This window comes from Microbacterium lushaniae, from assembly GCF_008727775.1.
Classification (GTDB): domain Bacteria; phylum Actinomycetota; class Actinomycetes; order Actinomycetales; family Microbacteriaceae; genus Microbacterium; species Microbacterium lushaniae.
This window is the reverse complement of record NZ_CP044232.1, coordinates 1,242,378-1,266,953: the sequence shown is the minus strand read 5'-3', so window position 1 is coordinate 1,266,953 and position 24,576 is coordinate 1,242,378. Positions and strand designations below refer to the sequence as shown.

25 protein-coding genes are annotated in these 24,576 nt (G+C 71.3%); 10 read left to right on the top strand and 15 right to left on the bottom strand.

Annotated elements, in window-relative coordinates:
- Positions 1-112 precede the first annotated feature (112 nt).
- Positions 113-538 (top strand): OsmC family peroxiredoxin, encoded by a 426-nt coding sequence (locus F6J85_RS05835; RefSeq protein WP_150920925.1) that lies wholly within the window; start codon positions 113-115, stop codon positions 536-538.
- Positions 531-1,439: a TIGR01777 family oxidoreductase gene (locus tag F6J85_RS05830; RefSeq protein ID WP_150924218.1), complete on the top strand. Its 909-nt coding sequence runs from the start codon at positions 531-533 to the stop codon at positions 1,437-1,439. The genes F6J85_RS05835 and F6J85_RS05830 overlap by 8 nt, the downstream gene beginning before the upstream one ends.
- 22 nt (positions 1,440-1,461) lie before the next feature.
- On the opposite strand, the gene F6J85_RS05825 is transcribed toward F6J85_RS05830, so the two are convergent.
- Both F6J85_RS05825 and dapB read right to left on the bottom strand, forming a co-directional pair.
- Entirely contained in the window at positions 1,462-1,914 is a 453-nt protein-coding gene (locus tag F6J85_RS05825) for a tetratricopeptide repeat protein (RefSeq protein WP_150920923.1), read from the bottom strand.
- Positions 1,911-2,723, bottom strand: a complete 813-nt coding sequence (dapB, locus tag F6J85_RS05820) for a 4-hydroxy-tetrahydrodipicolinate reductase (protein ID WP_150924217.1) — start codon at positions 2,721-2,723, stop codon at positions 1,911-1,913. Before dapB ends, F6J85_RS05825 begins: the two co-directional genes overlap by 4 nt.
- A 30-nt stretch (positions 2,724-2,753) precedes the next feature.
- On the opposite strand from dapB, the gene F6J85_RS05815 reads away from it, so the two are divergent.
- On the top strand, positions 2,754-3,221 hold the full coding sequence (locus F6J85_RS05815) for a GNAT family N-acetyltransferase (protein ID WP_150920921.1): 468 nt from the start codon (positions 2,754-2,756) through the stop codon (positions 3,219-3,221).
- 109 nt (positions 3,222-3,330) lie between these two features.
- On the opposite strand, the gene F6J85_RS05810 is transcribed toward F6J85_RS05815, so the two are convergent.
- From F6J85_RS05810 to F6J85_RS05800, 3 genes are all read right to left on the bottom strand, one after another.
- Positions 3,331-3,933 (bottom strand): histidine phosphatase family protein, encoded by a 603-nt coding sequence (locus F6J85_RS05810; RefSeq protein WP_150924216.1) that lies wholly within the window; start codon positions 3,931-3,933, stop codon positions 3,331-3,333.
- A 67-nt stretch (positions 3,934-4,000) separates the two neighbouring features.
- A complete protein-coding gene (locus F6J85_RS05805) occupies positions 4,001-5,026 on the bottom strand; it encodes an aldo/keto reductase (protein WP_150927224.1) in 1,026 nt (341 codons plus the stop codon).
- 189 nt (positions 5,027-5,215) lie between these two features.
- A complete protein-coding gene (locus F6J85_RS05800) occupies positions 5,216-7,501 on the bottom strand; it encodes a polyribonucleotide nucleotidyltransferase (protein WP_150924215.1) in 2,286 nt (761 codons plus the stop codon).
- A gap of 326 nt (positions 7,502-7,827) precedes the next feature.
- Between F6J85_RS05800 and F6J85_RS05795 the strand changes: the two genes are divergently transcribed.
- Both F6J85_RS05795 and F6J85_RS05790 read left to right on the top strand, forming a co-directional pair.
- Positions 7,828-8,955 carry an aggregation-promoting factor C-terminal-like domain-containing protein gene (locus F6J85_RS05795; protein WP_150924214.1) on the top strand — a complete coding sequence of 376 codons (1,128 nt, stop codon included), beginning with the start codon at positions 7,828-7,830 and terminating at the stop codon, positions 8,953-8,955.
- A gap of 27 nt (positions 8,956-8,982) precedes the next feature.
- Complete coding sequence (locus F6J85_RS05790) at positions 8,983-9,168, top strand: DUF5302 domain-containing protein (RefSeq protein ID WP_150920917.1); 186 nt, start codon at positions 8,983-8,985, stop codon at positions 9,166-9,168.
- A 34-nt stretch (positions 9,169-9,202) separates the two neighbouring features.
- Here the strand turns inward: F6J85_RS05790 and F6J85_RS05785 are convergent, their stop codons facing one another.
- From F6J85_RS05785 to F6J85_RS05770, 4 genes are all read right to left on the bottom strand, one after another.
- Positions 9,203-9,958, bottom strand: coding sequence for a fructosamine kinase family protein (locus F6J85_RS05785; protein ID WP_150927222.1), 756 nt, complete (start codon positions 9,956-9,958; stop codon positions 9,203-9,205).
- 16 nt (positions 9,959-9,974) lie between these two features.
- Entirely contained in the window at positions 9,975-10,640 is a 666-nt protein-coding gene (locus F6J85_RS05780; protein ID WP_150924213.1) for a CE1759 family FMN reductase, read from the bottom strand.
- A 1-nt stretch (position 10,641) separates the two neighbouring features.
- Positions 10,642-11,847: an LLM class flavin-dependent oxidoreductase gene (locus F6J85_RS05775; RefSeq protein WP_150927220.1), complete on the bottom strand. Its 1,206-nt coding sequence runs from the start codon at positions 11,845-11,847 to the stop codon at positions 10,642-10,644.
- Between the two features lie 105 nt (positions 11,848-11,952).
- Positions 11,953-12,837, bottom strand: coding sequence for an alpha/beta fold hydrolase (locus F6J85_RS05770; protein ID WP_150924212.1), 885 nt, complete (start codon positions 12,835-12,837; stop codon positions 11,953-11,955).
- A 75-nt stretch (positions 12,838-12,912) separates the two neighbouring features.
- Between F6J85_RS05770 and F6J85_RS05765 the strand changes: the two genes are divergently transcribed.
- Both F6J85_RS05765 and F6J85_RS05760 read left to right on the top strand, forming a co-directional pair.
- The gene (locus F6J85_RS05765) at positions 12,913-14,100 is read left to right on the top strand and encodes an acyltransferase family protein (RefSeq protein ID WP_150924211.1); all 1,188 of its coding nucleotides are present in this window, start codon (positions 12,913-12,915) and stop codon (positions 14,098-14,100) included.
- Between the two features lie 51 nt (positions 14,101-14,151).
- Positions 14,152-15,168: an isopenicillin N synthase family dioxygenase gene (locus F6J85_RS05760; protein WP_150924210.1), complete on the top strand. Its 1,017-nt coding sequence runs from the start codon at positions 14,152-14,154 to the stop codon at positions 15,166-15,168.
- Positions 15,169-15,407: 239 nt separating this feature from the next.
- On the opposite strand, the gene rpsO is transcribed toward F6J85_RS05760, so the two are convergent.
- A complete protein-coding gene (gene rpsO / locus F6J85_RS05755; protein ID WP_019180606.1) occupies positions 15,408-15,677 on the bottom strand; it encodes a 30S ribosomal protein S15 in 270 nt (89 codons plus the stop codon).
- 225 nt (positions 15,678-15,902) lie between these two features.
- Here rpsO and F6J85_RS05750 point away from each other — a divergent pair, with 225 nt between their 5' ends.
- Together F6J85_RS05750 and F6J85_RS05745 are read left to right on the top strand one after the other, a co-directional pair.
- Positions 15,903-17,201: an MFS transporter gene (locus F6J85_RS05750; RefSeq protein WP_150927218.1), complete on the top strand. Its 1,299-nt coding sequence runs from the start codon at positions 15,903-15,905 to the stop codon at positions 17,199-17,201.
- Positions 17,202-17,289: 88 nt separating this feature from the next.
- Positions 17,290-18,213, top strand: a complete 924-nt coding sequence (locus F6J85_RS05745; protein ID WP_150924209.1) for a DMT family transporter — start codon at positions 17,290-17,292, stop codon at positions 18,211-18,213.
- Between the two features lie 6 nt (positions 18,214-18,219).
- Here F6J85_RS05745 and F6J85_RS05740 read toward each other — a convergent pair whose 3' ends face one another.
- The 3 genes from F6J85_RS05740 to F6J85_RS05730 form a co-directional block, all read right to left on the bottom strand.
- Positions 18,220-19,269, bottom strand: coding sequence for a DUF2776 family protein (locus tag F6J85_RS05740; RefSeq protein ID WP_150924208.1), 1,050 nt, complete (start codon positions 19,267-19,269; stop codon positions 18,220-18,222).
- Positions 19,270-19,428: 159 nt separating this feature from the next.
- Entirely contained in the window at positions 19,429-19,794 is a 366-nt protein-coding gene (locus tag F6J85_RS05735; RefSeq protein WP_150920968.1) for an FKBP-type peptidyl-prolyl cis-trans isomerase, read from the bottom strand.
- Between the two features lie 165 nt (positions 19,795-19,959).
- Positions 19,960-21,123: a PrsW family intramembrane metalloprotease gene (locus F6J85_RS05730; RefSeq protein WP_150924207.1), complete on the bottom strand. Its 1,164-nt coding sequence runs from the start codon at positions 21,121-21,123 to the stop codon at positions 19,960-19,962.
- A 75-nt stretch (positions 21,124-21,198) separates the two neighbouring features.
- Between F6J85_RS05730 and F6J85_RS05725 the strand changes: the two genes are divergently transcribed.
- The gene (locus tag F6J85_RS05725; RefSeq protein ID WP_150924206.1) at positions 21,199-22,062 is read left to right on the top strand and encodes a fumarylacetoacetate hydrolase family protein; all 864 of its coding nucleotides are present in this window, start codon (positions 21,199-21,201) and stop codon (positions 22,060-22,062) included.
- Positions 22,063-22,070: 8 nt separating this feature from the next.
- On the opposite strand, the gene F6J85_RS05720 is transcribed toward F6J85_RS05725, so the two are convergent.
- On the bottom strand, positions 22,071-23,543 hold the full coding sequence (locus F6J85_RS05720) for an aspartate ammonia-lyase (protein WP_150920971.1): 1,473 nt from the start codon (positions 23,541-23,543) through the stop codon (positions 22,071-22,073).
- 109 nt (positions 23,544-23,652) lie between these two features.
- Positions 23,653-24,570 (bottom strand): phosphodiesterase, encoded by a 918-nt coding sequence (locus F6J85_RS05715; protein WP_150924205.1) that lies wholly within the window; start codon positions 24,568-24,570, stop codon positions 23,653-23,655.
- Positions 24,571-24,576 lie beyond the last annotated feature (6 nt).

Here is a 24,576-nt window from a genome sequence, read left to right as displayed (position 1 = left end):
GCGGCTACCACGCACCCGGTCCGCTGTCGAGTCATCCCCTCCCCCGCGGTGGACGGTTAGGCTCGCACCGACGCCGCCTCCGCGGCGCGATCGTCCACCCGGGAGGTAACCCATGACCGTCACGAGCGAAGCCACCACCGCCTGGAAGGGCAGCCTGCTGGAGGGCTCCGGCCAGGTGTCGCTCGCCACGTCCCACGTCGGCACGTTCGACGTCAACTGGAAGGCCCGCGCGGAGGGCTCCGGTTCCGTCACGACGCCGGAGGAGCTGCTCGCCGCGGCGCACTCGGCCTGCTTCAGCATGGCGCTCTCGCACGCGCTGAGCGAGAACGGCACGCCCCCGCAGTCCGTCGACGCCACCGCATCCGTCACGTTCAAGCCGGGCACCGGCATCACCGGCAGCCACCTGAACGTCAACGCCGTGGTCCCCGGCATCGACGCCGAGACCTTCGAGCGCATCGCCGCCGACGCCAAGGCGAACTGCCCCGTGTCGCAGGCTCTCGCCGGGATCGAGATCACCCTCGAGGCGACGCTTGCCTGACACCCCCCGCGTCATCGTCGCGGGCGCTTCCGGACTGATCGGAAGCGCCCTCGTCGACGCGCTGCGCGCCGACGGCGTGCAGGTGACGACACTCGTGCGCCGGCCCGCCACCGCGGCGGACGAGGTGGAGTGGCTGACCGGACCCGAGCCGCTGCACCCCGACGTGCTCGCGGGTGCCGCAGCCGTCGTGGGCCTGAACGGGGCCAGCATCGGCCGGTTCCCGTGGACTTCGCAGTACAAGAGCGCGCTGCTGTGGTCGCGGATCACGCCGACCCGCACCCTCGCCGCCGCGCTGCGGACGCTGGGCGCGGATGCTCCGGCGTTCGTGAGCGCGTCGGCGGTGGGCTACTACGGCTCGGCGCCGGGCCGGCGCCTCACCGAGACGGCGCCGCGGGGCAGCGGGTTCCTCGCCGACCTGTGCGGGGAATGGGAGAACGCCGCTCGCGCAGCGGGGCCGCACGCCCGCGTCGCGCTGCTGCGCACGGCACCCCTCGTCCATCCGGACGGCGTCCTCAAGCCCCTCCTGCTGCTGACGCGGCTCGGACTTGCCGGCCCGATCGGCCGCGGCACGCAGGTGTGGCCGTGGATCTCGCTCGAGGACGAGGTGCGCGCGATCCGACACGTGATCGACGGCTCGATCGAGGGCCCCGTGAATCTCACCGGCCCCACGCGCGCCACCGCGAACGACCTGGGTTTCGCCCTGGCGCGGCGGATGAACCGCCCCTACGTGCTGCGGGCGCCGGCCTGGGCGATGCGCATGGTCCTGGGATCGGACGCCACCGACGCCATCCTGACCTCCGACGCCGACGTCGTCCCCGAGGTGCTGGAACGGACCGGCTTCGCCTTCACGCATCGCACGGTCGAGTCCGTCATCGACGCCGTCGTCCCGCGCGGAGCCTGAGGCCGCGGCATCCGGGCACGGCTCAGGCGCCCGGCCGGTCCGAGCGCTCGAGCCGGATGGCGTGGCGGATCGCCTCGCGCGCGCGCCGGCGGTCGGAGGCGGCATCGTAGGCGAGCCCCAGGCGGTACCACGCCCGCCAGTCCTCCGGGTTCGCCTCCACCTCGGCACGGTACTGCGGGAACACCGCGTCGCCGTCCTCGCGCACGACACGGCCGCTCGGGCGCACAGCGACCTCGTCGTCGGGAAGGGCGCCGTCCTGTTCCAGCCGGCGCCCCAGGCCGTCGGCGCGCCAGCCGAACCACAGTTCCCGCCCGAGCGCCCACACCGCCAGCAGCGGCAGCACGATCAGCGCGATCCCCAGCGCGATGCCGACCGGCTCGCCGCTGGCCACGAGCAGCCACGCGCGCTGGCCGACGAGCACGATGTACAGCAGCAGCAGCGCCGCCATCACGGCGACGCCGATCCGCGCGCTCATACCGGCGTCGCGCGTGCCGCTTGGCCGGACAGCCCGTCCACGGGCGGCTCGACGCGCGGGCGGTGCGCGCGCGTGCGCACGCCGATGTCGACGAAGCTGTCCAGCCCCACGCTCACGCCCTCGGCGTCGCGGGCCGCGGCCAGGGCGAGGCGGATGCCCGGGGCGTACGCGAGCGCCGGGTCGATCGTGTCGTGCACGATCGTGACGGACTCCCCCGGGCCCGACAGCACGACCTCCTGCCGCGCGATGACCCCGGGGCGGCGCAGCGAGTGGACCGGCACGCTGGCCACCTGCTGGCCGCGGGCGCGCTGATCGACGTGCGGGGATTCGACGGGTCCGACCTCCGCGCGCGCGGCCGCGATCATCTCCGCCGTCCGCACGGCCGTTCCGCTGGGCGAGTCGACCTTCGTCTCGCGGTGGGCCTCGACGATCTCCACGGAGGGGAACAGGGGCGCCGCCGCGGCGGACAGGGCGCTGGCGACCACCGAGCCCAGGGAGAAGTTCGGGATGAACACCGCCCCCGTGCCCGCGGCATCCACGAGCGGGCGCACGAGCGCGATGCGCTCGCTGGACCACCCCGACGTGCCCACGAGGATGTTGACGCCGCGCTCGATCGCCGCGCGCACGACGTCGATGGAGATGGCGGGGGTCGACGCGTCCACGATAAGGTCGGCGCCGTCCAGCTCGTCCAGGCTCGAGGACGACGACAGCACGGCGGAGACCTCGAAACCGGGCTCGTCCTCGACGACCGCGCGGATGACGCCGCCCAGCTTGCCGGTACCGCCCACGATGGCCACGCGCGTCGTCATGCCTCCAGCCTAAGTGGCTACCCTCGGAGCATGGTCACCATCCGTCCCGTCGCCGTGGACTCCGCTGACGCGCACGCCCTCCTGCAGGAGTACTTCGCGCTGCGCGCATCGATCTTCCCCGGCGGCGGCTACCGCATCACCTTCCCCGCCCCCGACGGCTTCCGCGAGCCCGACGGCGTGTTCCTCGTGCTCTACGACGGCGAGGAGCCCGCGGGCTGCGCCGGCATCCGGCGCCTTGAGGACGGGCCGCTGGGGCCGCGGTTCGAGGTCAAGCATCTGTACGTGTGCGACGCGGGTCGGGGCCGGGGCTGGGGCCGGATGCTGCTGCAGGAGCTCGAGCGACGTGCCGTCGAGGCCGGCGGCGCCGAGATGGTGCTCGACACCCACCACACGCTGGATGCCGCGGGCTCGCTGTACGAGCGGTCGGGGTACGTCCCCACCGAACCGTACAACGACAACGCCAACGCGACCCGCTGGTACGCCAAGCCGCTCGCGTGACCCGGGCCGGCGGCATCCATCCCCCGAGAGTGCATCGAACCGGCGAATGTGCACCGAATCCGGTGCCCTCTCGCCGACGTGGTGCACTTTCGGCGACCGGGGCGGATGCTTAGACCGGGCTGGGCTCGGGGAGGCCGGTGCGCAGCTCGAACGGCAGGTGCGCGAGGTCGTTGTGGGCCAGGAGCGTCCAGGGGCGGCCCGGCTTCTGCGCGATGACCGTGAGGCCGCAGTGGGCCTGGTTGAGGGTCATCCACCGCCAGTCGGGTGCGCCCAGCACCTCGCGCACGAACCAGGCGATCACGAAGTTGTGCGTGATGAGCAGTTCGTGCACCTCGCCGGAGCGGCGCGCGAGGAACTCGGCCGTCGCATCCGCCATCTGGGCCCGGCCGGCGTCGATCTCGGCCTCGGTGATCGAACCGAAGAACGGCTCGTACGCCGACGGCGTCTCCCCCGTCATCCCCGTGGGGATGCAGTCGAACAGCAGCGCCGACGGCGCGGGCGACACCGCGGGGAGGCGCTCGGCCACGGCCACGGCCGTCTGCTCCGCGCGCTGCAGCGGCGAATGCCGCACAGCATCCAGCGGAACCCCCGACAGCCGGTCGGCGACGGCCGCGGCCTGCCGCAGCCCGCGGGGCGAGAGGGGGCCGTCGGCCAGACCGTGCTCGGCGTCCAGATGCTCGCCGTGGCGCACGAGGTAGATGTAGTGCGTCACGTCAGCTCACTTCGTCGTCGGTCCGCGCTCGAAAGCACGCCACCAGCCTATGACAGGGAGTGCGCGATCAGGCGGAGGCGCGAGCGATGTCGGACAAGTGACCGCGGCTCAGGCGCACGCCGACGCCCTGGACGAGTTCTTCGACGTGCTCGGGCGCGAAGGCGTTGACGATGGGGGCCACGACGATCCGCTGGGCCAGGAGCCACGCGATCGACACCGCGGCCACCGGGACGCACAGTTCCTCCGCGACCCCGTCCAGCGCGCGCAGCGTGCGGCTGCCGCGACGTGTCAGGCTCGCGGCCAGCTGCGCATCCCGCACCGTACGCACCTCGCGCGCGCGACGGCGCTGCGCACCGGCGAGGAAGCCGTGCTCGAGGGCGTGCGACGGCGTCACGGCCATGCTCTGCGCGCCGGCGACCAGGCGCAGGTCGCCGTCGAACTCCTCACGGCGCAACAGGTTGTACGGCACGTCGAGCACCGTGATGCGGGGATACCCGGCGGAGGCGAGGATGCGGGCTTCCACGAGCTGCGACGCGGTGTATCCGTAGGCGGCCACGGCGCCGACCTTTCCGGATTCCACCAGCCACTCCCCGGTGGCGAGGGTGTCCTCCAGCGACACCGCGTCACCGGCCTTGGCGTCGAGGTACAGCACGTCGATGCGGTCGGTGCCCAACCGGTGCAGCGACGCCTCGACGGCGCGCACGAGGTTGACCGACCCCAGCCCCGGGTTGTCGGGGTGGCGGCCGATGCGCACCGCCACGACCATCGCGTCACGGGTGCCGCGCGAGCGCATCCACTGTCCGATGATGTGTTCGCTCCGCCCGGCGGAGAAGTTGTCGGCCGTGTGGACGATGTTCCCGCCCAGCTCGACGTACCTGTCGAGGATGCCGTGGCTCGCTTCGACGTCGACGTTCCACCCGAATTCGGCGCCGCCCAGGATGAGGGGGAACACGTTCAGGCCGGTCTCCCCCAGCGCGACGCGCACGGCCTCGCCGATGGCGGGTCCCTGCACGGGGATCGGGGCGGACGGATGCGACGGCCGGAAGCGGCGCAGGCTGGCGGTGGCCGGTCGACCGACGCTCGAGCCCGACATGGTGCGCTCCCCGATGATGGCCGGCGAGCGGGTCCCGATGAGCCGCACGCCCGGCGTATTACGAGGCTAGGGCGTGCCTGGGACACTCCCGCCCATTGCAGCGGCTCGTCGGTAAACATTGCATAACGCTTTTGCGTACGACGATGCCCGCCCCGCGAGCGGGACGGGCATCGATCGTGCAAGAGCGGATCAGACCTGGGCGGGCGCCTCGGTCGCGCTCTCGGCTGGCTCGTCGGACGCGGCGGACTCTTCGGTCACCGGCTCGAGCGACAGCTTGCCGCGATCGTCGATCTTCGTGATGCGCACGAGGATCTTCTGACCGACCGAGAGCACGTCTTCGACGTTCTCCACGCGCTTTCCGCCGGCGAGCTTGCGCACCTCGCTGACGTGCAGCAGGCCGTCCTTGCCGGGCACCAGCGAGATGAACGCACCGAAGGTCGCGATCTTCACGACGGTTCCGAGGAACTGCTCGCCGATCTCCGGGTTGGTGGGGTTCGCGATCGCGTTCACCTGTGCGCGGGCGGCCTCGGCCGAGGGGCCGTCGGTGGCACCGATGTAGACCGTGCCGTCCTCCTCGATGGAGATGTCGGCACCCGTGGCGTCCTGGATCGCGTTGATCGTCTTGCCCTTGGGGCCGATCAGTTCACCGATCTTGTCGACGGGGATCTGGACGCTGATCACGCGGGGCGCGGTCGGGGCCATCTCATCCGGCGCGTCGATCGCGGAGTTGAGCACGTTCAAGATCGTGATCCGCGCCTCGTGGGCCTGCTGCAGCGCGGCGGTCAGCACCGACGACGGGATGCCGTCGAGCTTGGTGTCGAGCTGGATGGCGGTGACGAAGTCGCTCGTACCGGCCACCTTGAAGTCCATGTCACCCAGGGCGTCTTCGGCGCCGAGGATGTCGGTCAGCGCGGCGTAGCGCGTCTGGCCGTCGACCTCGTCCGAGACCAGACCCATCGCGATGCCGGCGACGGGCGCGCGCAGCGGCACACCCGCGTTCAGCAGCGAGAGAGTCGAGGCGCACACCGAGCCCATCGAGGTGGAACCGTTGGAGCTGAGGGCCTCGGAGACCTGACGGATCGCGTAGGGGAACTCCTCGCGGCTGGGCAGCACGGGGACGAGCGCGCGCTCGGCGAGGAAGCCGTGCCCGATCTCGCGACGCTTGGGGCTGCCCACTCGACCGGTCTCACCGGTCGAGTACGGCGGGAAGTTGTAGTGGTGCATGTAGCGCTTGTGCGTCACAGGCGACAGCGAGTCGATCTGCTGCTCCATCTTGAGCATGTTCAGCGTGGTGACGCCCAGGATCTGGGTCTCGCCGCGCTGGAAGATCGCCGAGCCGTGAACGCGCGGGATGACCTGCACCTCCGCATCCAGCGGACGGATGTCGGCGAGGCCGCGGCCGTCCATGCGGACGCCCTCGGTGAGGATGCGGCTGCGCACGATGAGCTTGGTGACCGCCTTGTAGGCGGCCGAGAACTCCAGCGTCGCCACGGCGGGCAGGTCGCCCGCCTCGACGGCTGCGAGAAGCTCCGCCTTGACGGCATCCTTCAACGTGTCATCGGCGTCCTGTCGCTGGACCTTGTCGGCGATCTGGTAGATCGGCACGAGCTTGTCGTACGCGAGGCCCGCCACGAAGTCGTACGTCTCCTTGCTGTAGGGCAGGAAGACCGGGAACTCCTTGATCGGCTTGGCCGCGGTGTTGGCCACGACGTTCTGCGCGGCGACGAGCTCCTTGAGGAACGGCTTCGCCGCCTCCAGGCCTTCGGCCACGACCTGCTCGTTCGGCTTGGTCGCGCCGGCCTTGATGAGGTTCCAGCTGCTCTCGGTGGCCTCGGCCTCGACCATCATGATCGCGACATCGTCCTTGCCGTCGGCATCGGTGACGACACGGCCGGCGACGATGAGGTCGAAGACGGCCTCCTCCAGCTGCGCGGCGGTGGGGAACGCGATCCACTGGTCGGCCTGCTCGCCGGAGCCGGGCATGAGCGCCAGGCGCACACCGGCGATCGGGCCGGAGAACGGCAGACCCGAGATCTGGGTGGACAGCGACGCGGCGTTGATGGCCAGGGCGTCGTAGAACTCGCCGGGCGCGATGGAGAGCACCGTGACGACGATCTGGACCTCGTTGCGCAGGCCCTCGACGAAGGACGGACGCAGCGGACGGTCGATCAGACGGCACACCAGGATCGCCTCGGTGGAGGGGCGGCCCTCGCGGCGGAAGAACGAGCCGGGGATCTTGCCGGCGGCGTACGAGCGCTCTTCGACGTCGACGGTCAGCGGGAAGAAGTCGAAGCCTTCACGCGGGTGCTTGCCGGCGCTGGTGGCCGAGAGGAGCATCGTCTCCTCGTCGAGGTAGGCGGCGACGGCGCCCTGCGCCTGCTGCGCGAGACGACCGGTCTCGAACCGGACGGTGCGGGTGCCGAATCGGCCGTTGTCGAGAACGGCTTCGGCTGCGGTGATTTCTGGACCTTCCAAGAGGTCCCTCCTTCTTTGTTTAGACTCGCACGCCCGTATGACGGCGAGGCATTCGAAGGAGCAGGAACAGGCAGAAGGGTGCGCGACGACGACAGTCGCTGCGCTGCCGGGCGACTGGTCACCAGTAGACGACCACCATCCGACACGGATGGGGATCCACCACAGGGGACCAGCGTCTGCCGGCCTGCTCCACAGCTCGTATGAAATTGAGCGGCTGCCGGAATCGGCAACACCCCACAGCCTAACAGGACGGTGCTCGCAGGCACCTGAACGCCGAGCGCATCCTGGCAGGTGCGCCCGCGGGCGCGGTCCCCTAACGTGACCTCATGGGTCACGCCGGTCACATCCGCCACATCGGCCTCGCGTGCGCCGTCGTCCTGACCCTCGTCCTGCCCGCGACCGCGGCATCCGCGGCGGTTCCACGGCCGGTGCGAGCCTGGGCCGTGGGCGAGCTGCAGGCTCAGGTCGGCGCAGCCGAGTCCGCGTCGGCGACCGCGTCGGTGCGCGCGCTCGCGGCGGCGGAGGCGGCCGCACGGGCCAGGGCGGAGGCGGATGCGGCATCCGCCCGCGCCTCCGCACTGGCCGAGCAGTCGGCGGCCGCAGAGCTGGAGGCGACGGTCCGCCGTGCACGATTGGGGGCGGTGGCCTCGGGCCTGTACCGCTCCGCCGGCGACGGACCGATCCTCGCCCAGCTGCTGACGATGTCCGACCCCGAGGCGCTCCTCGGGCGCCTCGCGGTCTTGGAGCGGGTGGGCGAAGCCTCAGCCCGGTCGGCCCATGCCGCTCGCTCGGCGGCGGAGATGGCCGCCTCACTCCACGATCAGGCCGGCACGGCCGCCGAGGAGCGGGAGCGCCTCGCCGTCGCCGCGGAGGCCGCTGCTGCAGCCGCCTCCGCCGAGGCGGAAGCGGAAGCGGTCGCCGTCGCCGCCGCATCCGCCCTCGACACCGCTTACTCCCGCCTGGCCGCGGTGCGCGGCACCACGCCCGCCCGGGAGAAGCAGGCGCGCCTGGACGAGCGGGCGGAGGCGGATGCCACGGCCCCCGCCGGCGCCGGAGCGGGCGGAGGTGGCCGCGAGGACGCGGTGACCCCCGCGCCCACCCCGCCGCCGGCACCGGCTCCTCTTCCGCCCGCGGCGGGGCCGGTGATGTCGCCCGCCGAGGCTCAGGCCCATGCGCGCACGGCGATCTCGCGGTACGGCTGGGGCGAGGAGCAGTTCTCGTGTCTGGTGCGACTGTGGAACCGCGAGTCGGGCTGGCGCGCGGAGGCGCTGAACCGCTCGAGCGGCGCGTACGGGATCCCGCAGGCGCTGCCGGCGGAGAAGATGGCCTCGGCCGGGCCGGACTGGCGCACCAACGCCGCGACGCAGATCTCGTGGGGACTGGCGTACATCAAGGCCAGGCACGCCAGCCCGTGCGGCGCGTGGGACCACTCCCAGCGCACCGGGTGGTACTGACCGCGGCGGCGCGCTTAGGGTGGAGACATGAGCACTGAGGACAAGCCTGCGGGCAGCGCATCCGACGAGATGAAGCGAAAGTTCCGCGAGGCGCTCGACAAGAAGAACGCCGCCAGCCGATCGGGCGAGGCTCACCTGGACGGCGACTCCTCCGTCCACGGCACGCACGGCGCGGTCAGCTCCAAGCGCGAGTTCCGCCGCAAGAGCGGCTGACCCTCCGGCTGTACGCGCGCATCCGGCGCGCACGTCACCCGGCGAGGGCCAGGGTGTGCACGGCTGCCTCCGTGAGAGCACGGCCGTACGAGGGGCCGTGGCCGGCGGCGTGCACGGCGAGCGGATGCAGCTGGTGCACCGGTATGCGGTCCTCCCACCCCGCCCGCAACGGGGCGCGGGCGTCGTAGGCGTCGCGGATCACATCCAGGAACGGGCAGCCGAACAGATCGAGCATCGCCAGATCGGTCTCACGATGCCCGCCGTGGGCGGCGGGGTCGATGAGCACGACCTCCTCGCCCGACCACAGCACGTTCCCGTTCCACAGATCCCCATGCACTCGTGCGGGTTCTTCGTCGTCGTCGAACGCCCCCGCCGCGACCACCGCGCACGCGCGCTGCACGGTCGCAGCGTCCTCGGGGCGGAGGTTCCCCGCCGCCACGGCTGGCGCCAGGAAGGGCAGCACGCGCTGCGCGGCGTAGAAGGCACCCCACGTCGCGGTGGGCTCCGCACTCTGGCGCCGGCGGCCGATGAAGTTCGGGCCGCTCCATCCCTCCGGCGGCGCGCCGAACGCCGCGGCCCCGGCCGCGTGGGTTCCGGCCAGTGCCCGGCCGAACGCGGCGGCGGCCACCGCATCCGCCCGCCCGCCGGGGATGCGCTCCAGCTCGATGCGCCCCGGGCTCACCGACAGCACCCGCGCCACGCGCACGCCCCCGGCTGCGGCGAGCCACCGCAGTCCCGCCGCCTCGGCTTCGAAGAATCCCGGCGGCGCGTCGGCGCGTTCCTTGACGATCCGCTCCACGCCCGGCCTACTCCCCCGCGAGCCCGCCGAGCAGATGCCCGAAGGAGCGACCCTCCCCCAGGTACGACGCGGGGTCGTACGGGTCCTCGTCGCGCACCGCAGTGCGCGCGGCGACCGCCGCGGCGAGTTCGCGGGCAGCCCGGTCGACGCGTGCGCCCAGCGGCGCCACTTCGTCCTCGCCGGCACCCCAGTCACCGGATGCGGCGAACACGCCGGTGGGCACCGGGTTGGCGTGCAGGTACGTGAACAGCGGTCGCAGCGCGTAGTCGATCGCGAGCGAGTGCCGCGCCGTGCCCGCGTTCGCGCCGAGCAGGACGGGGACACCGGTGAGGGCGTCGGGGTCGAGGATGTCGATGAACGACTTGAACAGGCCCGAGTAGCTCGTGGAGAAGATCGGCGTGACCGCGATGATCGCGTCCGCCGACACGACGGCGTTGACCATGGACTCGAGGCCCGGCGCGGCGAAACCGGTGAGGAGGTTGTTCGTGATGTCGTGCGCGTAGTCGCGCAGCTCGAACACGTCGACTTCCGCCTCGATGCCGTCCGGGTCCGCCGTCGTCGTCGTGGCGCGCAGGGCGGACACGGATGCGGCGGCCAGGCGGTCGGCGAGCATGCGAGTGGACGAGGGGTTGGACAGTCCCGCCGTCACGACGGCGATCCGGCGAACGGCCATGTCAGGCCCCCGTCCGCGCGGCCGCGGCGCCGAAGGCGCTCCCGGCGGATGCGGCGGCGTCACGGTAGGGCGAGCCGTCGGTGAGGTTGTCGCCGCGGTTGGCCTTGGGACGCGCTTCGCGGGGCACGCCGTCACCGTACGCGGCCGCGACGAGGTTGGCATGGGTGGGCGCATCCGGCACCGACGCGGGGCGGTTCTGCGCGAGCTCCCGGCGGAGCACCGGCACGACCTCGCCGCCGAGGATGTCGAGCTGCTCGAGCACCGTCTTCAGCGGCAGGCCGGCGTGATCCATCAGGAACAGCTGACGCTGGTAGTCGCCGAAGGTGTCGCGCATGGCGGCGTAGCGGTCGATGACCTGCTGAGGGGAGCCGACGGTCAGCGGGGTCATCTCGGTGAAGTCCTCCAGGCTCGGACCGTGTCCGTAGACGGGGGCGTTGTCGAAGTAGGGGCGGAACTCCCGCACGGCGTCCTGCGAGTTCGCACGCATGAACACCTGTCCGCCCAGGCCCACGATCGCCTGCTCGGGCGTGCCGTGGTCATAGTGGGCGAAGCGCTCGCGGTACAGCGTGATGAGGCGCTGGTAGTGCTCCTTCGGCCAGAAGATGTTGTTGGCGAAGAATCCGTTGCCGTAATAGGCGGCCTGCTCGGCGATCTCGGGCGTGCGGATGGATCCGTGCCACACGAACGGAGGCACGCCGTCCAGCGGGCGGGGCGTCGAGGTGAAGCCCTGCAACGGCGTGCGGAACTTCCCCTCCCAGTCCACGACGTCTTCGCTCCACAGGCGGTGCAGCAGGTCGTAGTTCTCGATCGTCAGCGGCAGGCCCTGGCGGATGTCCTTGCCGAACCAGGGGTACACCGGGCCCGTGTTGCCGCGCCCGAGCATGAGGTCGACCCGCCCGCCTGCGACGTGCTGCAGCATCGCGAAGTCCTCGGCGATCTTGACCGGGTCGTTCGTGGTGATGAGCGTCGTGGAGGTCGTGAGGATCAGCCGCTCGGTCTGAGCCGCGATGTACGCGAGGGTCGTCGTCGGCGAGGACGACCAGAACGGCGGATTGTGGTGCTCGCCGAGCGCGAAGACGTCGAGACCGACCTCCTCGGCATGGCGGGCGATCTGAAGCGTCGCCTGGATGCGCTCGGCTTCGCTGGGGGTGCGACCGGTCGTCGGATCCTCGGTGATGTCGCTCACCGTCATGATGCCGAACTGCATGCCGGGCCAGGATGTCTCGTTCACGTCTTCTCCCAAATCGCCACCCACACTTCTATGCGGGTGAATATACCCGGTGCAACGCGGGGGTCCCCAGGGTATTCCCGCTCACGCGGTGGCGAACAGCTCCAGCATGTCGTGCACGACCTGGTGCGGAGCGGTCTCGCAGGGGCTGTGGCCGGTGTCGTAGACGGCGAAGCGCGCGCCGATGCGCACCGCATAGGCCCTGTGCTGCCCCGTCGGCCACAGGTCGTGCTTCCCGACCGCGGACAGCAGCGGCACCCCCGCATCCCGCAGCTCATCCACCACATCGGGCATGTGCATCATCAGATCGACCATGTCATCGACGCTCTCGCGCCGGGTCAGGGCGAACCGCTCGCGGACGAACGCCAGCCGGCGCGGCGGCACGCCGTTGAGGTTGTTGCGGATGCCCCACAGCATGAGCGTCGCGCCACGGCGCGGCGTGGCCAGGGGGGTCAGTCGTCCGATGCGCTTGATGCCGCGGAAGACGTTGCCGGTGGCGGGGGGCGTGGACAGCAGGGTCAGCGACGCGAACAGGTCGCTGCGCCGCGCGAGCGCGATCTGCCCGACGAGCCCGGCGAAGGAGTAGCCCAGCACGTGGGCGGGTGTGGCGCCGTCTTCGAGCACCGCGATCAGATCCTCGACGAAGAGGTCGTAGTCGTAGTGCCGCCGCGGCGGCGACAGCCGCTCGGGGCCGGCCCGGTAGGACTCGTACTGGCCGGCGAGGTCGAACGCCTCGACGCGGTATCCCGCCTCCGCCAGCAGCGGCAGCATGAGGGTGAAGTCCTCTTTGGAGCCGGTCGCCCCCGGAACGAGCACGACGCGGCCTCGCTCCCCCGATCCCATCGCCACGCGGGCCAGTCCGCCGCTGGGCGCCGCGAAGACATCGCTGACGGCTCCGACCGGCAGTTGTCGCCAGTCGAGATCGGACAGCGCGTGGTCGCGCTGCACGGCATCGTCGAGGGTGGTCATCCCGCCGTACACTATCCCGCGCTCGGACCAGGAGGGCTCGTCGGCTCGCCAGGGCCGAGATAGGGTGGCGCCGACATGAGCGACGCGACCGCCCCTGGGAATCCTGATCCGACCACCGGCGCGACGCCCGCCGTGCGGCCACGGCGGCGCGTTCCCTTCTGGGACAACGCCCGCTTCGCGTGCATCGTGGTGGTCGTGCTGGGGCACGCCGTGCAGCGCCTCACCTACGACTCCGACATCGCGCTGGGCCTGTACCTCCTGATCTATGCGTTCCACATGCCCGCCTTCGCACTGATCTCCGGGTACTTCTCCAAGGCCGGCACCCCCACGCGCCTCCAGATGGCGCGGGTGCTGACCGACATCCTGGTGCCGTACGCGATCTTCGAGGCGCTGTGGACGCTGACCAAGTGGCTCGTGGAGGGTCAGGCGAACCCCAATCCGACCCAGCCGTCGTGGACGCTGTGGTTCCTGGTGGCGCTGGGGATCTTCCGGGTCGTGCTCCCCTACCTCGCCCTCCTGCGCTGGCCCCTTCTGTGGACGGTCGTCATCTCCGTCGGCGTGGGCTACCTGCCCAACATCGACTCGACCTTCGCACTCACGCGCACGCTGGGACTGCTGCCGTTCTTCACGCTGGGCTGGTGGCTGCGGGAGAACGACATCGTCGAGCGCCTGGGGCTGCTGCGCCGGCGCCCGTGGTGGGTGATCACGGGATCGATCGCGACCTTCGTGGCGGCGGCGCTGGCCTGCTGGTACTTCGTGGACGTCTGGCGCGACGTCGACCTGCGCTCATGGCTGTTCTACGACACCGCATACGGCGAGATGGTGGGCCCGCAGTGGTGGGCAGGCGGGGTGCGGATGCTGCTGCTGGCGGTCGCGCTCCTGCTGTGCACGGCGTTCTTCGCGCTGCTCCCCCGCCGCCAGATGTGGTGGACCCGCTTCGGCCAGTACACGATGTACGTCTACCTGCTGCACTCGTTCGTGCTGTACCCGTTCCGCGAGTCGGGGATCCTCCGTGACGCCGAGCCGACATGGCTGTGGCTCCCGCTGGTGATCGTGGCCAGCGTGCTCATCGCGCTGGCCCTGGCGACCCGCCCCGTCCGCCGCGTGTTCCGCCCACTCATCGAACCCCGCCCCGGGTGGCTGTTCGCCGACCCCGCCCTCGCCTCCCGCGATGGCTGGCGCAACGACCCCACCGGTTCGCGGCGCCCGCGCGAGGGCACGCCGCGCGGGAAGTCGCAGGGCGGGAGCGAAGGAGGCCGGTAACGCGACGCAACATTCGCGCGCCGCGCTCGGACCCCGATCTAGCCTCGGGGCATGTCCGACCTCAACCTCCCCGTGCTGGATCTGTCCCTCCTCGACCAGGGTCCGCAGGCCGCGGCGCGCTTCCGCGACGACCTGCGCGCCGCCACCCACGACGTGGGTTTCTTCTACCTCACCGGCACGGGCGTCACCCCCGAGCTGGAGGCTCGGCTCCTGCAGGGCGCGAAGGACTTCTTCGCCCTCCCCGAGGCGGACAAGCTCGCGATCGAGAACGTCCAGAGCCCCCACTTCCGGGGATACACCCGTGTCGGCGGAGAACGCACGCAGGGCAAGGTCGACTGGCGCGAGCAGATCGACGTCGGCCCCGAGCGCGAGCCGGTGACGGATGCGGACGCGCCGGACTACGCGCGCCTGATCGGGCCCAACCTGTGGCCCGACGCCCAGCCGGAGCTGCGGGAGATCGTCAGCGAATGGCACGACCACCTCACCGGCGTCGCCCGCAAGCTGCTGCGGGCGTGGGCGCTGTCACTGGGGGCGGAGGAGTCGTACTTCGACCGCCACTTCGGTGAGCCCCAGACCCTCATCAAGATCGTCCGCTACCCCGGCAAGGAGGACCCGTGGGCCCAGGGCGTCGGTGCCCATAAGGACTCGGGCGTGCTCACCCTGCTGTGGGTCGAGCCGGGCAAGGGCGGCCTGCAGGTGCAGCGCGACGGCGAATGGGTGGATGCTCCGCCGGTGCCCGGCGCGTTCGTGGTGAACATCGGGGAGCTGCTCGAGTACGCCACGCAGGGTTACCTCACCGCGACCAACCACCGCGTGATCTCCCCGCGCTACCCCGACGAGCGCATCTCGGTGCCGTTCTTCTTCAACCCGGCGCTGGACGCGCGCCTGCCGATCATCGAGCTGCCCGCCGAGCTCGCCACCCAGGCGCGCGGTGTCACCGACGACCCGGACAACCCGATCCACGCCACCTACGGCGAGAACGCCCTGAAGTCGCGGCTGCGCGCCCACCCCGACGTGGCCGCGATCCACCACCCCGACCTGGCGGCCGCCCGCACCGCCACCCCCTGACCTCTCCGCCGCCCCTCCCCGGTCCGCCGCCCCGCCCCCCGCCATCCGCGAGACTGCATCCCCGTGACGAGACCGCGACATCATGTCGCGGTCTCGTCGGCGGCGTGCAGTCTCGCGGATACGGATACGGATGCGGATGCGGATGCGGATGCGGGCGCGGACGGCGGGAACGAAAACGAGGGCCGCCCCACACCTGGAACGGCCCTCGAGAAGTGCGATATACGCCGGGTGGCGGTGCCTTAGCGGCGGAGCCCCAGACGCTCGATCAGCGAGCGGTAGCGCGCGATGTCGATGTCCTGGAGGTAGCCGAGCAGACGACGGCGCTGACCCACCATCAAGAACAGACCACGACGTGAGTGGTGGTCGTGCTTGTGCTCCTTGAGGTGCTCGGTGAGGTCCTTGATGCGCTGCGTCAGCATCGCGACCTGCACCTCGGGGGATCCGGTGTCACCGGGGTGCGTCGCGTACTCTTCGATGATCGCCTTCTTAGCGTCAGACTCGAGTGGCATAGATGGGATCCCCTTCCTGCTTGTTGCGCGGCGCCCGACGGCTGATCCGTGGGCTCTCTTTCTCCGCGGCCGATCCAACGGCAACCGAACAAGTCTACCAGCGCACGGCGGCATGGGCGAACGCTCGCGCCGGCGACCGGGCTAGCCTGGACGGATGCGTCGAGACTCCCCCGCCGTCCGCGTGCGGCGACCGTGAGCACCCGCCCCCGCCCGGCGCGCCGACGGATGCTGCAGCGAGATCATCTCGTCGATCTCCGTCCCCTGCGCACACCCGCCTTCGCACGGCTGTGGGTGGGGTCCGCACTGGCGGGCCTGGGCGGCCAGCTCACGGTGGTGGCCGTCATGCTGCACGTGTACGAGCTCACCGGCGACACCTTCGCCGTCGCCATGATCGCCGTCGCCGGGCTGCTCCCGATGATCGTCGCCGGCCTGTACGGCGGGATGCTGGCTGACTCCTTCGACCGCCGCTCCGTGGCCCTGATCGCCGCGTCGGTGACCTTCGCGTCGACCGTGCTGCTGTCGGTGCTGGCGTGGACCGGGGGCGAGACGGTGTGGTGGCTGTACGCGCTGAGCGTGGTCAACTCCGCGGCCAATTCGGTGGTCATGGCCACGCGCGCGGCGATCGTGCCTCGTCTGATCCCCCGCGAGCAGCTCCCCGCCGCCGCCGCACTGCAGGGCATCTCCGCCGGCATCATGGTCATGGGCGGCCCCGCCCTCGCCGGGCTCCTGGTGGCCTTCACCGGGTACGCCTGGACGTACACCATCGACGTCGTGCTCATGCTGGGGCTCTTCCTCGGCCTGTGGACGCTCCCGAAGATCGCCCCCGAGGGCGACGTCGTCAAGGCCGGCCTGGAGTCGCTGCGCGATGGCTGGCGGTTCCTGCGCCGGGCGCCCAACATCCGTCTGCAGTTCGTCCTCGACATCGTCGCCATGACGTTCGGCCAGCCCCTCGCGCTGTTCCCCGCGATCGGGGCGGTGCTGCTGGGCGGAGGCGCGATCACCACGGGCGCGCTGACCTCCGCCATCGCGGGGGGCGTGCTGCTGTCGAGCCTGTTCTCCGGGCCGGTCGGACGCGTGCGCCGACAGGGCCTGGGCATCGAGCGGGCGATCCTCGTGTACGGCGCGGCGATGCTGCTGTTCGCCCTCGTGCTCGTGGCCGCTGCCCTCGGCGCGTTCGCCCCCGACCGCGTCGACGCCGAGTCGGCGAACATGCCCCTCATCGTCGCGGGGATGATCGCGCTGGCCCTGGCAGGCGCGGCCGACAACGTCAGCGCCATCTTCCGCTCCACCATGCTCCAGGCCGCCGTTCCCGACAGCATCCGCGGGCGCCTCCAGGGCGTGTTCATCGTCGTCGTCGCCGGCGGACCGCGCCTGGGCGCGCTGTACGCGGGGGCGCTCGCAGCCGTGACGACGCTGTGGTTCCCGCCGCTGCTGGGCGGGTTCGTGATCCTGGCCCTGGTGGGCGTGCTCGTGCGCCTGAACCCCCGCTTCCGCCACTACGACGCCGCCCATCCCGTGCCCTGACAGCGGACGACGGCCGATCGTCGTCGGATTACGGACGTCGCAGTCCTCACCCTCCGGCGACGACGCAGGGCGGCGCTATCGTCGGCGGGTGGCTGCTCCCCCGCTCGTGCGCACCCCCTCGCCGCTCGCGGTGAGCGTGCAGTTCGTCCTCGCCGGCATCGTGTGGGGGGCGAGCTTCCTGTTCATCGCCGTCGCGCTGACCGGGATGACCCCGGCGCAGGTCGTGTGGTCGCGGCTCGTGTTCGGAGGCGTCGTGCTCGCGGCGATCGTGCTCATCCGTCGCGAGCGGGTCCCACGCTCGCCGCGCGTGTGGGCGCACCTCGGCGTCGTGGCGATGACCTTCTGCATCATCCCTTATCTGCTGTTCGCGTGGGCCCAGCAGTACGTCACATCGAGCCTTGCCAGCATCTTCAACGCCACGACACCGCTCATGACCGCCCTCATGGCGTGGGCGGCGTTCCGCGTCGAGCGGCTGCACGCGGGCCAGCTCGCCGGCATCGGCATCGGTGTGGCAGGGGTGATCCTGATCATCGCCCCCGGCGCGGACCTGGGTGCGGAGAGCACCATCGCGCAGGTCGCGATCCTCGGAGCCACCGCGTGCTACGGATTCAGCCTGGCATACATGCGACGCTTCCTCGCCACCACGGGGCTGTCGGGGATCGCGCTGGCCGGCGGGTACATCGGCATCGGGGCGGCGGTCATGCTCGTGCTCTCGCCGGTGGTCTTCCTCGAGCCCGTGCGCTGGGACCCGTGGGTTCTGATCAGCGTCGTGCTGCTGGGATGCCTCGGCACCGGCTTCGCCTACATCTGGAATCAGAACACGCTCGCGGCCTGGGGGCCGACGCGGGCCTCGACTGTGACGTACATCACGCCCGTGGTCGGGGTGATCCTCGGCATCGCCGTGCTCGGCGAGACCCTCTCGTGGAACGAGCCGGCCGGCGCGGTCATCGTGGTGCTGGGCATCCTGCTCGTGCAGGAGCGGATCCGGTTGCGCCCGCGCAGCGTCGTGTGACGCCGGTCACGACTTCTTCGACGTGCCCGCCTCCAGGATGGACACGATCGAGAACAACGTGAAGCACACCGCGCCGAGCCCCGTGAGCACGCGCGCAGGGATGAAGAAGTCCGGATCGGTGGTGGCCGCCTCGGCGAGGAAAGCGGCGAAGAACAGGCACGCAAGACACGTGAACACCGGGATGAGCGGCACGCGGTTGGCGAGGGCGAATTCGCGTCGCCACACCGAGGCCAGCAGGAACACCTTCGAGATGATGCTGAAGCAGATGAGCCCCAGTCCGATGAGGATGCACCCGGGCGGGATCCGGTCGCCTCGGTCGGATCCGAACAGCACGAACAGGCCCCACACGATCGCGGCGCTGCCCATCACGAGTACCCAGATCGACCACACCCAGCGCTCGCGCTCCCCGAACTCGTTGCGCACCTGGCGACTCACCGTGGCCACGAGCGAGATGAGGCTCGCGCAGATGGCCGCGAGGCCGATCATGACGTGCCCGGCGACGTACCGTGGAGCATCGGCGGAGTCCGCCAGCAGGATCCCGGCCCACACGACCAGGACGACCGCGGCGGCGGCCGGGATGCACACGAGCCCCACCGCGACGGCCCGGCCGTAGGCTTCGTCGGGCGGGCCGTCCTCGGGCCGCCCCGCGGCGTTCTTGGTGATGAGGGTGAAGGCACTCGAGGCGACGGCGACCGTCGTGACGCACGCCGCGATGAGCCCGACGCCGAACATCACGTGCCCTGCGACGAAGTCGGCGTTCGTCGGGCCGCTGCGGAGCACCAGGCCCCACACCGCGGTGGCCGCCGCGACCCCGTAACCGACGAGCGGCAGCACGACCTTCCACACCGGTGCGAACGTGTGCGTGAGCTGCCGGATGATCATCGCCGCGGTCGTGAACAGGGCGATGCAGATGGCGGTGAGCGAGATGAGCACGTGCCCCGCGGTGCGGTGGGCGGCGTCGTCGCCGCCCGCGAAGACGTACCAGCCGAAGCTCAGGCAGACCGCGCCCATGAGGAGAGGGATCGCCCGGAAGAGGATGCTGATCCCATAGTTCATCGCGCCGGCCCCTCGCCGGGCGGCCAGGACGCCGCCCTCCGCACGCGAGCCTAGGATCAGCCGCAACGGCGGCGGTAGGGTCCGCACGATCCGCCGGCGGGCACGGAGACGCCGATGGGGCCGGACGCCGCAGCATCCGACCCCATCGTCACGTCGGGCTCAGCCGACGGCGAGCAGGTCGATGATGAAGATCAGGGTCTTGCCGCCGAGGAAGTGGCCGCCGGCCGGGCCGTACGCGAGGTGCGGCGGGATGATGAGCTCGCGGCGCCCACCGACCTTCATGCCGGGGATGCCGTCCTGCCACCCCTGGATGAGGCCGCGCAGCGGGAACTGGATGCTCTCGCCGCGACCCCACGAGGAGTCGAACTCCTCGCCGGAGTCGAACTCCACGCCGGCGTAGTGCACGGTCACGGTGTCGCCGGGCTTGGCCTCGGGCCCGTCGCCGACGATGAGGTCACGGATGACGAGGTCGGTGGGAGCGGGCCCCTGGGGCGCGTCGAATTCGGGCTTGGTGCGATCGGTCATGCATTCATCCAAGCACGCCCGTGCGCCCGGCGGCGGCACCCCTTGACACTCCCGGGGCCCCGCGCGATCCTGAGAGCAGGCCAACTCAGCGCCCGGGAGACACGCAGGCATCGCCGCGGCACCGGGCGCTGAGTCCTGTTCCGGCCGGCCGCGCGGCCCCCGCGGTCAGGGCGCGAACAGCGCCATGCGGGTGTGCGAGGCACGCGTGAGGAGCTCCCGCTCGACCGCGGCGGCGTGCGGGTCGCGGCCCGTGAGGGCGCGCTCCCGGGCGGCGGCGAGCGCCGTGGCGTCGGCGATGAACGAGCGCATCAGCGGCCGGCGGTCACCGCGGAGCGTGCGCGCCCAGGCGAGCGCGGCACGGCGGCCCGGGCCGGTGGCGAGCATGTCCACCTCCTGGGGCGTGAACCACCCGGCCGCGGCGTATTCGCCCAGCCGGGCGCGGGTCAGTCGTGCCTCCTCGCGCCGCAGCAGCACGATCCCGAGGATGAAGACCACGAACAGCGGAACCTGGAGCGTGATGTACATCCCGAAGAAGTCTGCGAACACCGCCGATCCGTTCCACAGCGCATGCAGCGCGATGGCCACGACGAGCCCCGCGAGGAAGTACCCGAGCGTGGTGCCCGCACCGGCTGCGCGGCGGGCGGCCAGGCCCAGGGCGAACCCGGTCATCGCGGTGAACATGACGTGGGCGAACGGGGACAGCACCGCCCGCAGGAAGAAGGTCAGCGTGACCTCGGCCACTCCGCCTTCCAGCAGGCTCACGGCGAAGTACTGGATGTTCTCGGTGAAGGCGAATCCCGCTCCCACCAGCGCCCCGTAGACCACGCCGTCCACCGGCCCGTTGAAGGCACGGCGGGCGGTGGCGTAGATGAGCACCACACCGAGGCCCTTCGCGATCTCCTCCACGACGGGCGCCTGCACGACCGAACCCACCCAGGAATCGCCCACGCCGAACAGCAGCACCAGCACGAGGTCGACGCCCAGCGCGATGGCCACCGACGCGATCGCTCCCCACGCGATGGCGAAGACGACCAGTCCGCGCGGCTCGGGCTCCCAGCGGTCCACGATGCGCACCGCGAGCCACACGCCGACGAAGGGGACGGCGGCGAGGACCATGCCCACCACGGATGCTCCGGGCCCGAGGAAGCGTACGAAGTAGGCCACGAGCCCCAGGAGCAGAAGCACCAGGACGCCGCCCACCCAGATCAGGGCGGCACCGGTGCCGCGGGGCCGACGGGGGGCGGTCGCGGGAGCGGGAGCCGCGGGCGCGGGGCGGATGGCTGCGCCGGCGCCGGGATGCGGCTGCGACAGCGGCGAAGGATACGACATGCGCTCAGCCTAGGGGCGCGAGCGGCCCCTTCCCTGCCGCGCTGATCAGCCTGTCGCGACCGGTAGCGTGGAGGGATGCGTTTCGCCCATGTGGTCCCCTCGGCGTCGAGCGCGCCCCGTCTGATCATCGTGCGCGAGGGCGAGAGCACCTTCGTCGACGAACTGTTCCCGGGGGCTCCCCGCACGCTCGAGGAGCTGATCGGCGGGGGCGATGAGCTGCTTGATCGCGTACGGGATGCGCAGGAGGGTGCGTCGTGGCATCCGCTGGGTCAGCCCACCTTCGCCTCCGCCGTCCTCGCGCCGCCGGTCGTCCTCGCCGTGGGCCTGAACTACGCCGCCCACTCGGGCGAACTCGGGCTGAAGACCGACGCCACCCCGACCGTGTTCGTGCTGTGGCCGAACTCCCTCACCGCTCACGACGCCACCACCTCGTGGCCGCGCAGCCTCAGCCAGTCGGTCGATTACGAAGCCGAACTCGGCGTGATCATCGGCCGGCCGGCCAAGGACGTCGCCGTCGAGGACGCCCTCGCCCACGTGTGGGGGTACACGGTGGTCAATGACATCACCGCACGCGACATCCAGTTCTCCGAGGCGCAGTGGTCGCGGTGCAAGTCCTTCGACGGGTTCACCCCGACGGGTCCGTTCGTCGTGACCGCCGACGAGATCCCCGACCCGCAGGATCTGCACATCTGGACCGTCGTGGACGGGCACCGCGTGCAGGACGCCTCGACGGGGCAGATGGTCCGCTCGGTGGCGGCGCTCATCTCCCACCTGTCGCGCTCGGTCACGCTGCTGCCGGGCACGCTGATCTCCACCGGGAGCCCCGGCGGGGCGGGCTACTCCCGCGACCCGCAGATCTTCCTCCGCGACCGCTCGACGGTCACCGTCGGCGTCGACGGCATCGGAGAGCTCACGACGCACTGCCGCATCCTGGACTGAGCCCGGCGTCAGTCCTCGGCGCGGGCGACGACGTTCTCAGCGGCGTGGATGACCGGCAGCGCCTCGGTGATCGCCTCCAGTCCCGACAGCCGCATGGGCGAGAGCTGCTTGGCGACCTCCTCGCGCGACATCAGGCCCGCCTCCACGACGAGGTCTGCGACGTTGTGCCCTGTCAGCAGGGCGGTCTTGGCCAGCGCCGCCGCCGCCGCGTAGCCGATGAAGGGTGTGAGGGCGGTGACGACGCCGACGGAGGCGCCGACCATCGCCCCCAGCCGCTCGCGGTTGGCGGTGATGCCCTCCACGCAGTTGACCCGCAGCGTCCACATGGCCTGCTGCATCCACGTCAGCGACTGGAAGATGGAGTGCGCGATCACGGGCTCGAACGCGTTGAGCTGCAGCTGCCCGCCCTCCACGGCCATCGTCACGGTGAGATCGGCGCCGGCCACGGCGAAGGCGACCTGGTTCACGACTTCGGGGATGACGGGATTGACCTTGCCCGGCATGATGCTCGACCCCGCCTGACGGGCGGGCAGGTTGATCTCCCCGAAGCCCGCCTGCGGACCGCTGGAGAGCAGCCGCAGGTCGTTGCAGATCTTGGAGAGCTTGATGGCGTTGCGCTTGAGGGAGGAGGAGAACGACATGAACGACCCCGTGTCGCTCGTGGACTCGACGAGGTCGGTCGCCGTCTCCAGGTCGAGCCCCGTGATCTCGCGGAGGTGCCGGAGCACCGCGGCGCCGTAGGCCGGATGCGTCGTGATGCCGGTGCCGATCGCGGTGGCGCCCATGTTGATCTCGTACATGAGGTAGGCGTTCTCGGTGAGGCGGTTGTAGTCCTCCCCCAGTGTGGTGGCGAAGCCGTTGAACTCCTGGCCGAGCGTCATGGGCACGGCATCCTGCAGCTGCGTGCGGCCGACCTTCAGCACGTCGCGGAACTCCGCGGCCTTGTTCAGGAACGCCTTGCGCAGCAGGTCGAGTTCGCTCAGGAGGGTCAGGAGCGTCAGCGACAGCCCCACCTTGATCGCCGTCGGGTACACGTCGTTGGTGGACTGGCTGCGGTTGGTGTCGTCGATGGGCGAGAGGAAGCCGTAGTCGCCCTTCGCACGCCCCGCCATCTCCAGCGCCACGTTGGTGATGACCTCGTTGGCGTTCATGTTCGTGGAGGTGCCGGCGCCGCCCTGGATGACGCCCACGACGAACTGGTCGTGGAACTCGCCGTCGATCACGCGCTGGGCGGCGGCGTCGATGAGATCGGCCTTCGCCGGATCGAGAACGCCGATCTCCCGGTTGGCGCGCGCGGAGGCCTGCTTGACCATCGCGAGTGCGCGCACGAGGTTGGGGTAGACCGAGATCGGCCGCTTGGAGATCGGGAAGTTCTCCAGGGCCCGAGCCGTGTGGATGCCCCAGTAGGCATCGGCGGGGATCTCCAGGGAGCCGAGGGAATCGGTTTCGATGCGGGTACGCGTCGCTGCGTCCAGTGCCATGTGTGGTGTCCTCGTGGGTCGTTTCACGGCGGGCGGGGTACTCCGAGCCTACCCGCCGCGTCCCCTCGCCTCCGCCCCGGCCGGGCCGGGGGCGCGGCACCTGACGGCCTCAGGACTCGGCGCGCGGCGGCTTGCGCGAGAACGCCTCGAGGCGCTCCTGGGCGCTGAGGGCGGCCATCTCCGCCACCCACTCCGCCGTGAAGGATCCGGCGGTGTCGGCGTCGACGACCGGGACCACCGCGGAGGTGATCGTGTCGTCGTACACGTGGACGAGGTGGAAGGACTGCCCCGCGTCCATCCCGTTGACCTCCTCCGCCGGGCGGGCGAGGTCCATCGTGTAGCACGTGGCCGCCGCGACGCTCACCGGGACGCCGGCGAACATCCCGCTGGTGGAGTAGTGCAGGTGACCGGCGAGGATCTGCCGCACGTCGGAGCCCGCGATCGCAGCCGCGAGCCCCTCCTGGTCGCGCAGCTCGAGGATGTCGAACAGCGGGATGTGGGAGGGCAGCGGCGGGTGATGCAGCGCGAGGATCGTGCCCCGTTCGGCGGGCGTGGCGAGCACGTCGCGCAGCCAGGCCAGCTGCGCGGCATCCAGGTCGCCGTGATGCCAGCCCGGCACGGAGGTGTCCAGCGCGATCAGGCGCAGCCCGCCCAGATCCCACACGCCGGTGACCGGCTCCTCGGTGGGCTCGAGGCCGAGCAGTTCGCGGCGCAGCGCCGGTCGCTCATCGTGGTTGCCCGCCACCCACACCACCGGCGCGCCCAGCCGCGCGGCCACCGGCTCGACCGTGGCCCGGAGCGTGCGGTACGCCTCGGGCTCGCCGAGGTCGGTGAGGTCGCCGGTGAACACGATCGCGTCGGGTCGCACTCCCAGCGCCTCGACGGCTTCGAGCGTGCGGGTGAGGTGACCCGCGGTGTCGTACCGGCCGCCCAGCGGCCGGTCACCGGCGAGCAGGTGGGTGTCGCTGACGTGGACGATCACCCGCCGGGCGGGCGGGTGCTGACCGAAACGGACCGCTGCGTGCATGGCTCC

Coding starts and splice junctions, on each gene's coding strand:
- F6J85_RS05815 (WP_150920921.1), top strand. CDS start 2,754: ATGGTCACCATCCGTCCCGTCGCCGTGGACTCCGCTGACGCGCACGCC.
- dapB (WP_150924217.1), bottom strand. CDS start 2,723: ATGACGACGCGCGTGGCCATCGTGGGCGGTACCGGCAAGCTGGGCGGC.
- F6J85_RS05790 (WP_150920917.1), top strand. CDS start 8,983: ATGAGCACTGAGGACAAGCCTGCGGGCAGCGCATCCGACGAGATGAAG.
- rpsO (WP_019180606.1), bottom strand. CDS start 15,677: ATGCCACTCGAGTCTGACGCTAAGAAGGCGATCATCGAAGAGTACGCG.
- F6J85_RS05740 (WP_150924208.1), bottom strand. CDS start 19,269: ATGAACTATGGGATCAGCATCCTCTTCCGGGCGATCCCTCTCCTCATG.
- F6J85_RS05760 (WP_150924210.1), top strand. CDS start 14,152: ATGTCCGACCTCAACCTCCCCGTGCTGGATCTGTCCCTCCTCGACCAG.
- F6J85_RS05725 (WP_150924206.1), top strand. CDS start 21,199: ATGCGTTTCGCCCATGTGGTCCCCTCGGCGTCGAGCGCGCCCCGTCTG.
- F6J85_RS05720 (WP_150920971.1), bottom strand. CDS start 23,543: ATGGCACTGGACGCAGCGACGCGTACCCGCATCGAAACCGATTCCCTC.
- F6J85_RS05825 (WP_150920923.1), bottom strand. CDS start 1,914: ATGAGCGCGCGGATCGGCGTCGCCGTGATGGCGGCGCTGCTGCTGCTG.
- F6J85_RS05780 (WP_150924213.1), bottom strand. CDS start 10,640: ATGGCCGTTCGCCGGATCGCCGTCGTGACGGCGGGACTGTCCAACCCC.
- F6J85_RS05750 (WP_150927218.1), top strand. CDS start 15,903: ATGCTGCAGCGAGATCATCTCGTCGATCTCCGTCCCCTGCGCACACCC.
- F6J85_RS05805 (WP_150927224.1), bottom strand. CDS start 5,026: ATGTCGGGCTCGAGCGTCGGTCGACCGGCCACCGCCAGCCTGCGCCGC.
- F6J85_RS05715 (WP_150924205.1), bottom strand. CDS start 24,570: ATGCACGCAGCGGTCCGTTTCGGTCAGCACCCGCCCGCCCGGCGGGTG.
- F6J85_RS05775 (WP_150927220.1), bottom strand. CDS start 11,847: ATGCAGTTCGGCATCATGACGGTGAGCGACATCACCGAGGATCCGACG.
- F6J85_RS05835 (WP_150920925.1), top strand. CDS start 113: ATGACCGTCACGAGCGAAGCCACCACCGCCTGGAAGGGCAGCCTGCTG.
- F6J85_RS05770 (WP_150924212.1), bottom strand. CDS start 12,837: ATGACCACCCTCGACGATGCCGTGCAGCGCGACCACGCGCTGTCCGAT.
- F6J85_RS05735 (WP_150920968.1), bottom strand. CDS start 19,794: ATGACCGATCGCACCAAGCCCGAATTCGACGCGCCCCAGGGGCCCGCT.
- F6J85_RS05730 (WP_150924207.1), bottom strand. CDS start 21,123: ATGTCGTATCCTTCGCCGCTGTCGCAGCCGCATCCCGGCGCCGGCGCA.
- F6J85_RS05795 (WP_150924214.1), top strand. CDS start 7,828: ATGGGTCACGCCGGTCACATCCGCCACATCGGCCTCGCGTGCGCCGTC.
- F6J85_RS05765 (WP_150924211.1), top strand. CDS start 12,913: ATGAGCGACGCGACCGCCCCTGGGAATCCTGATCCGACCACCGGCGCG.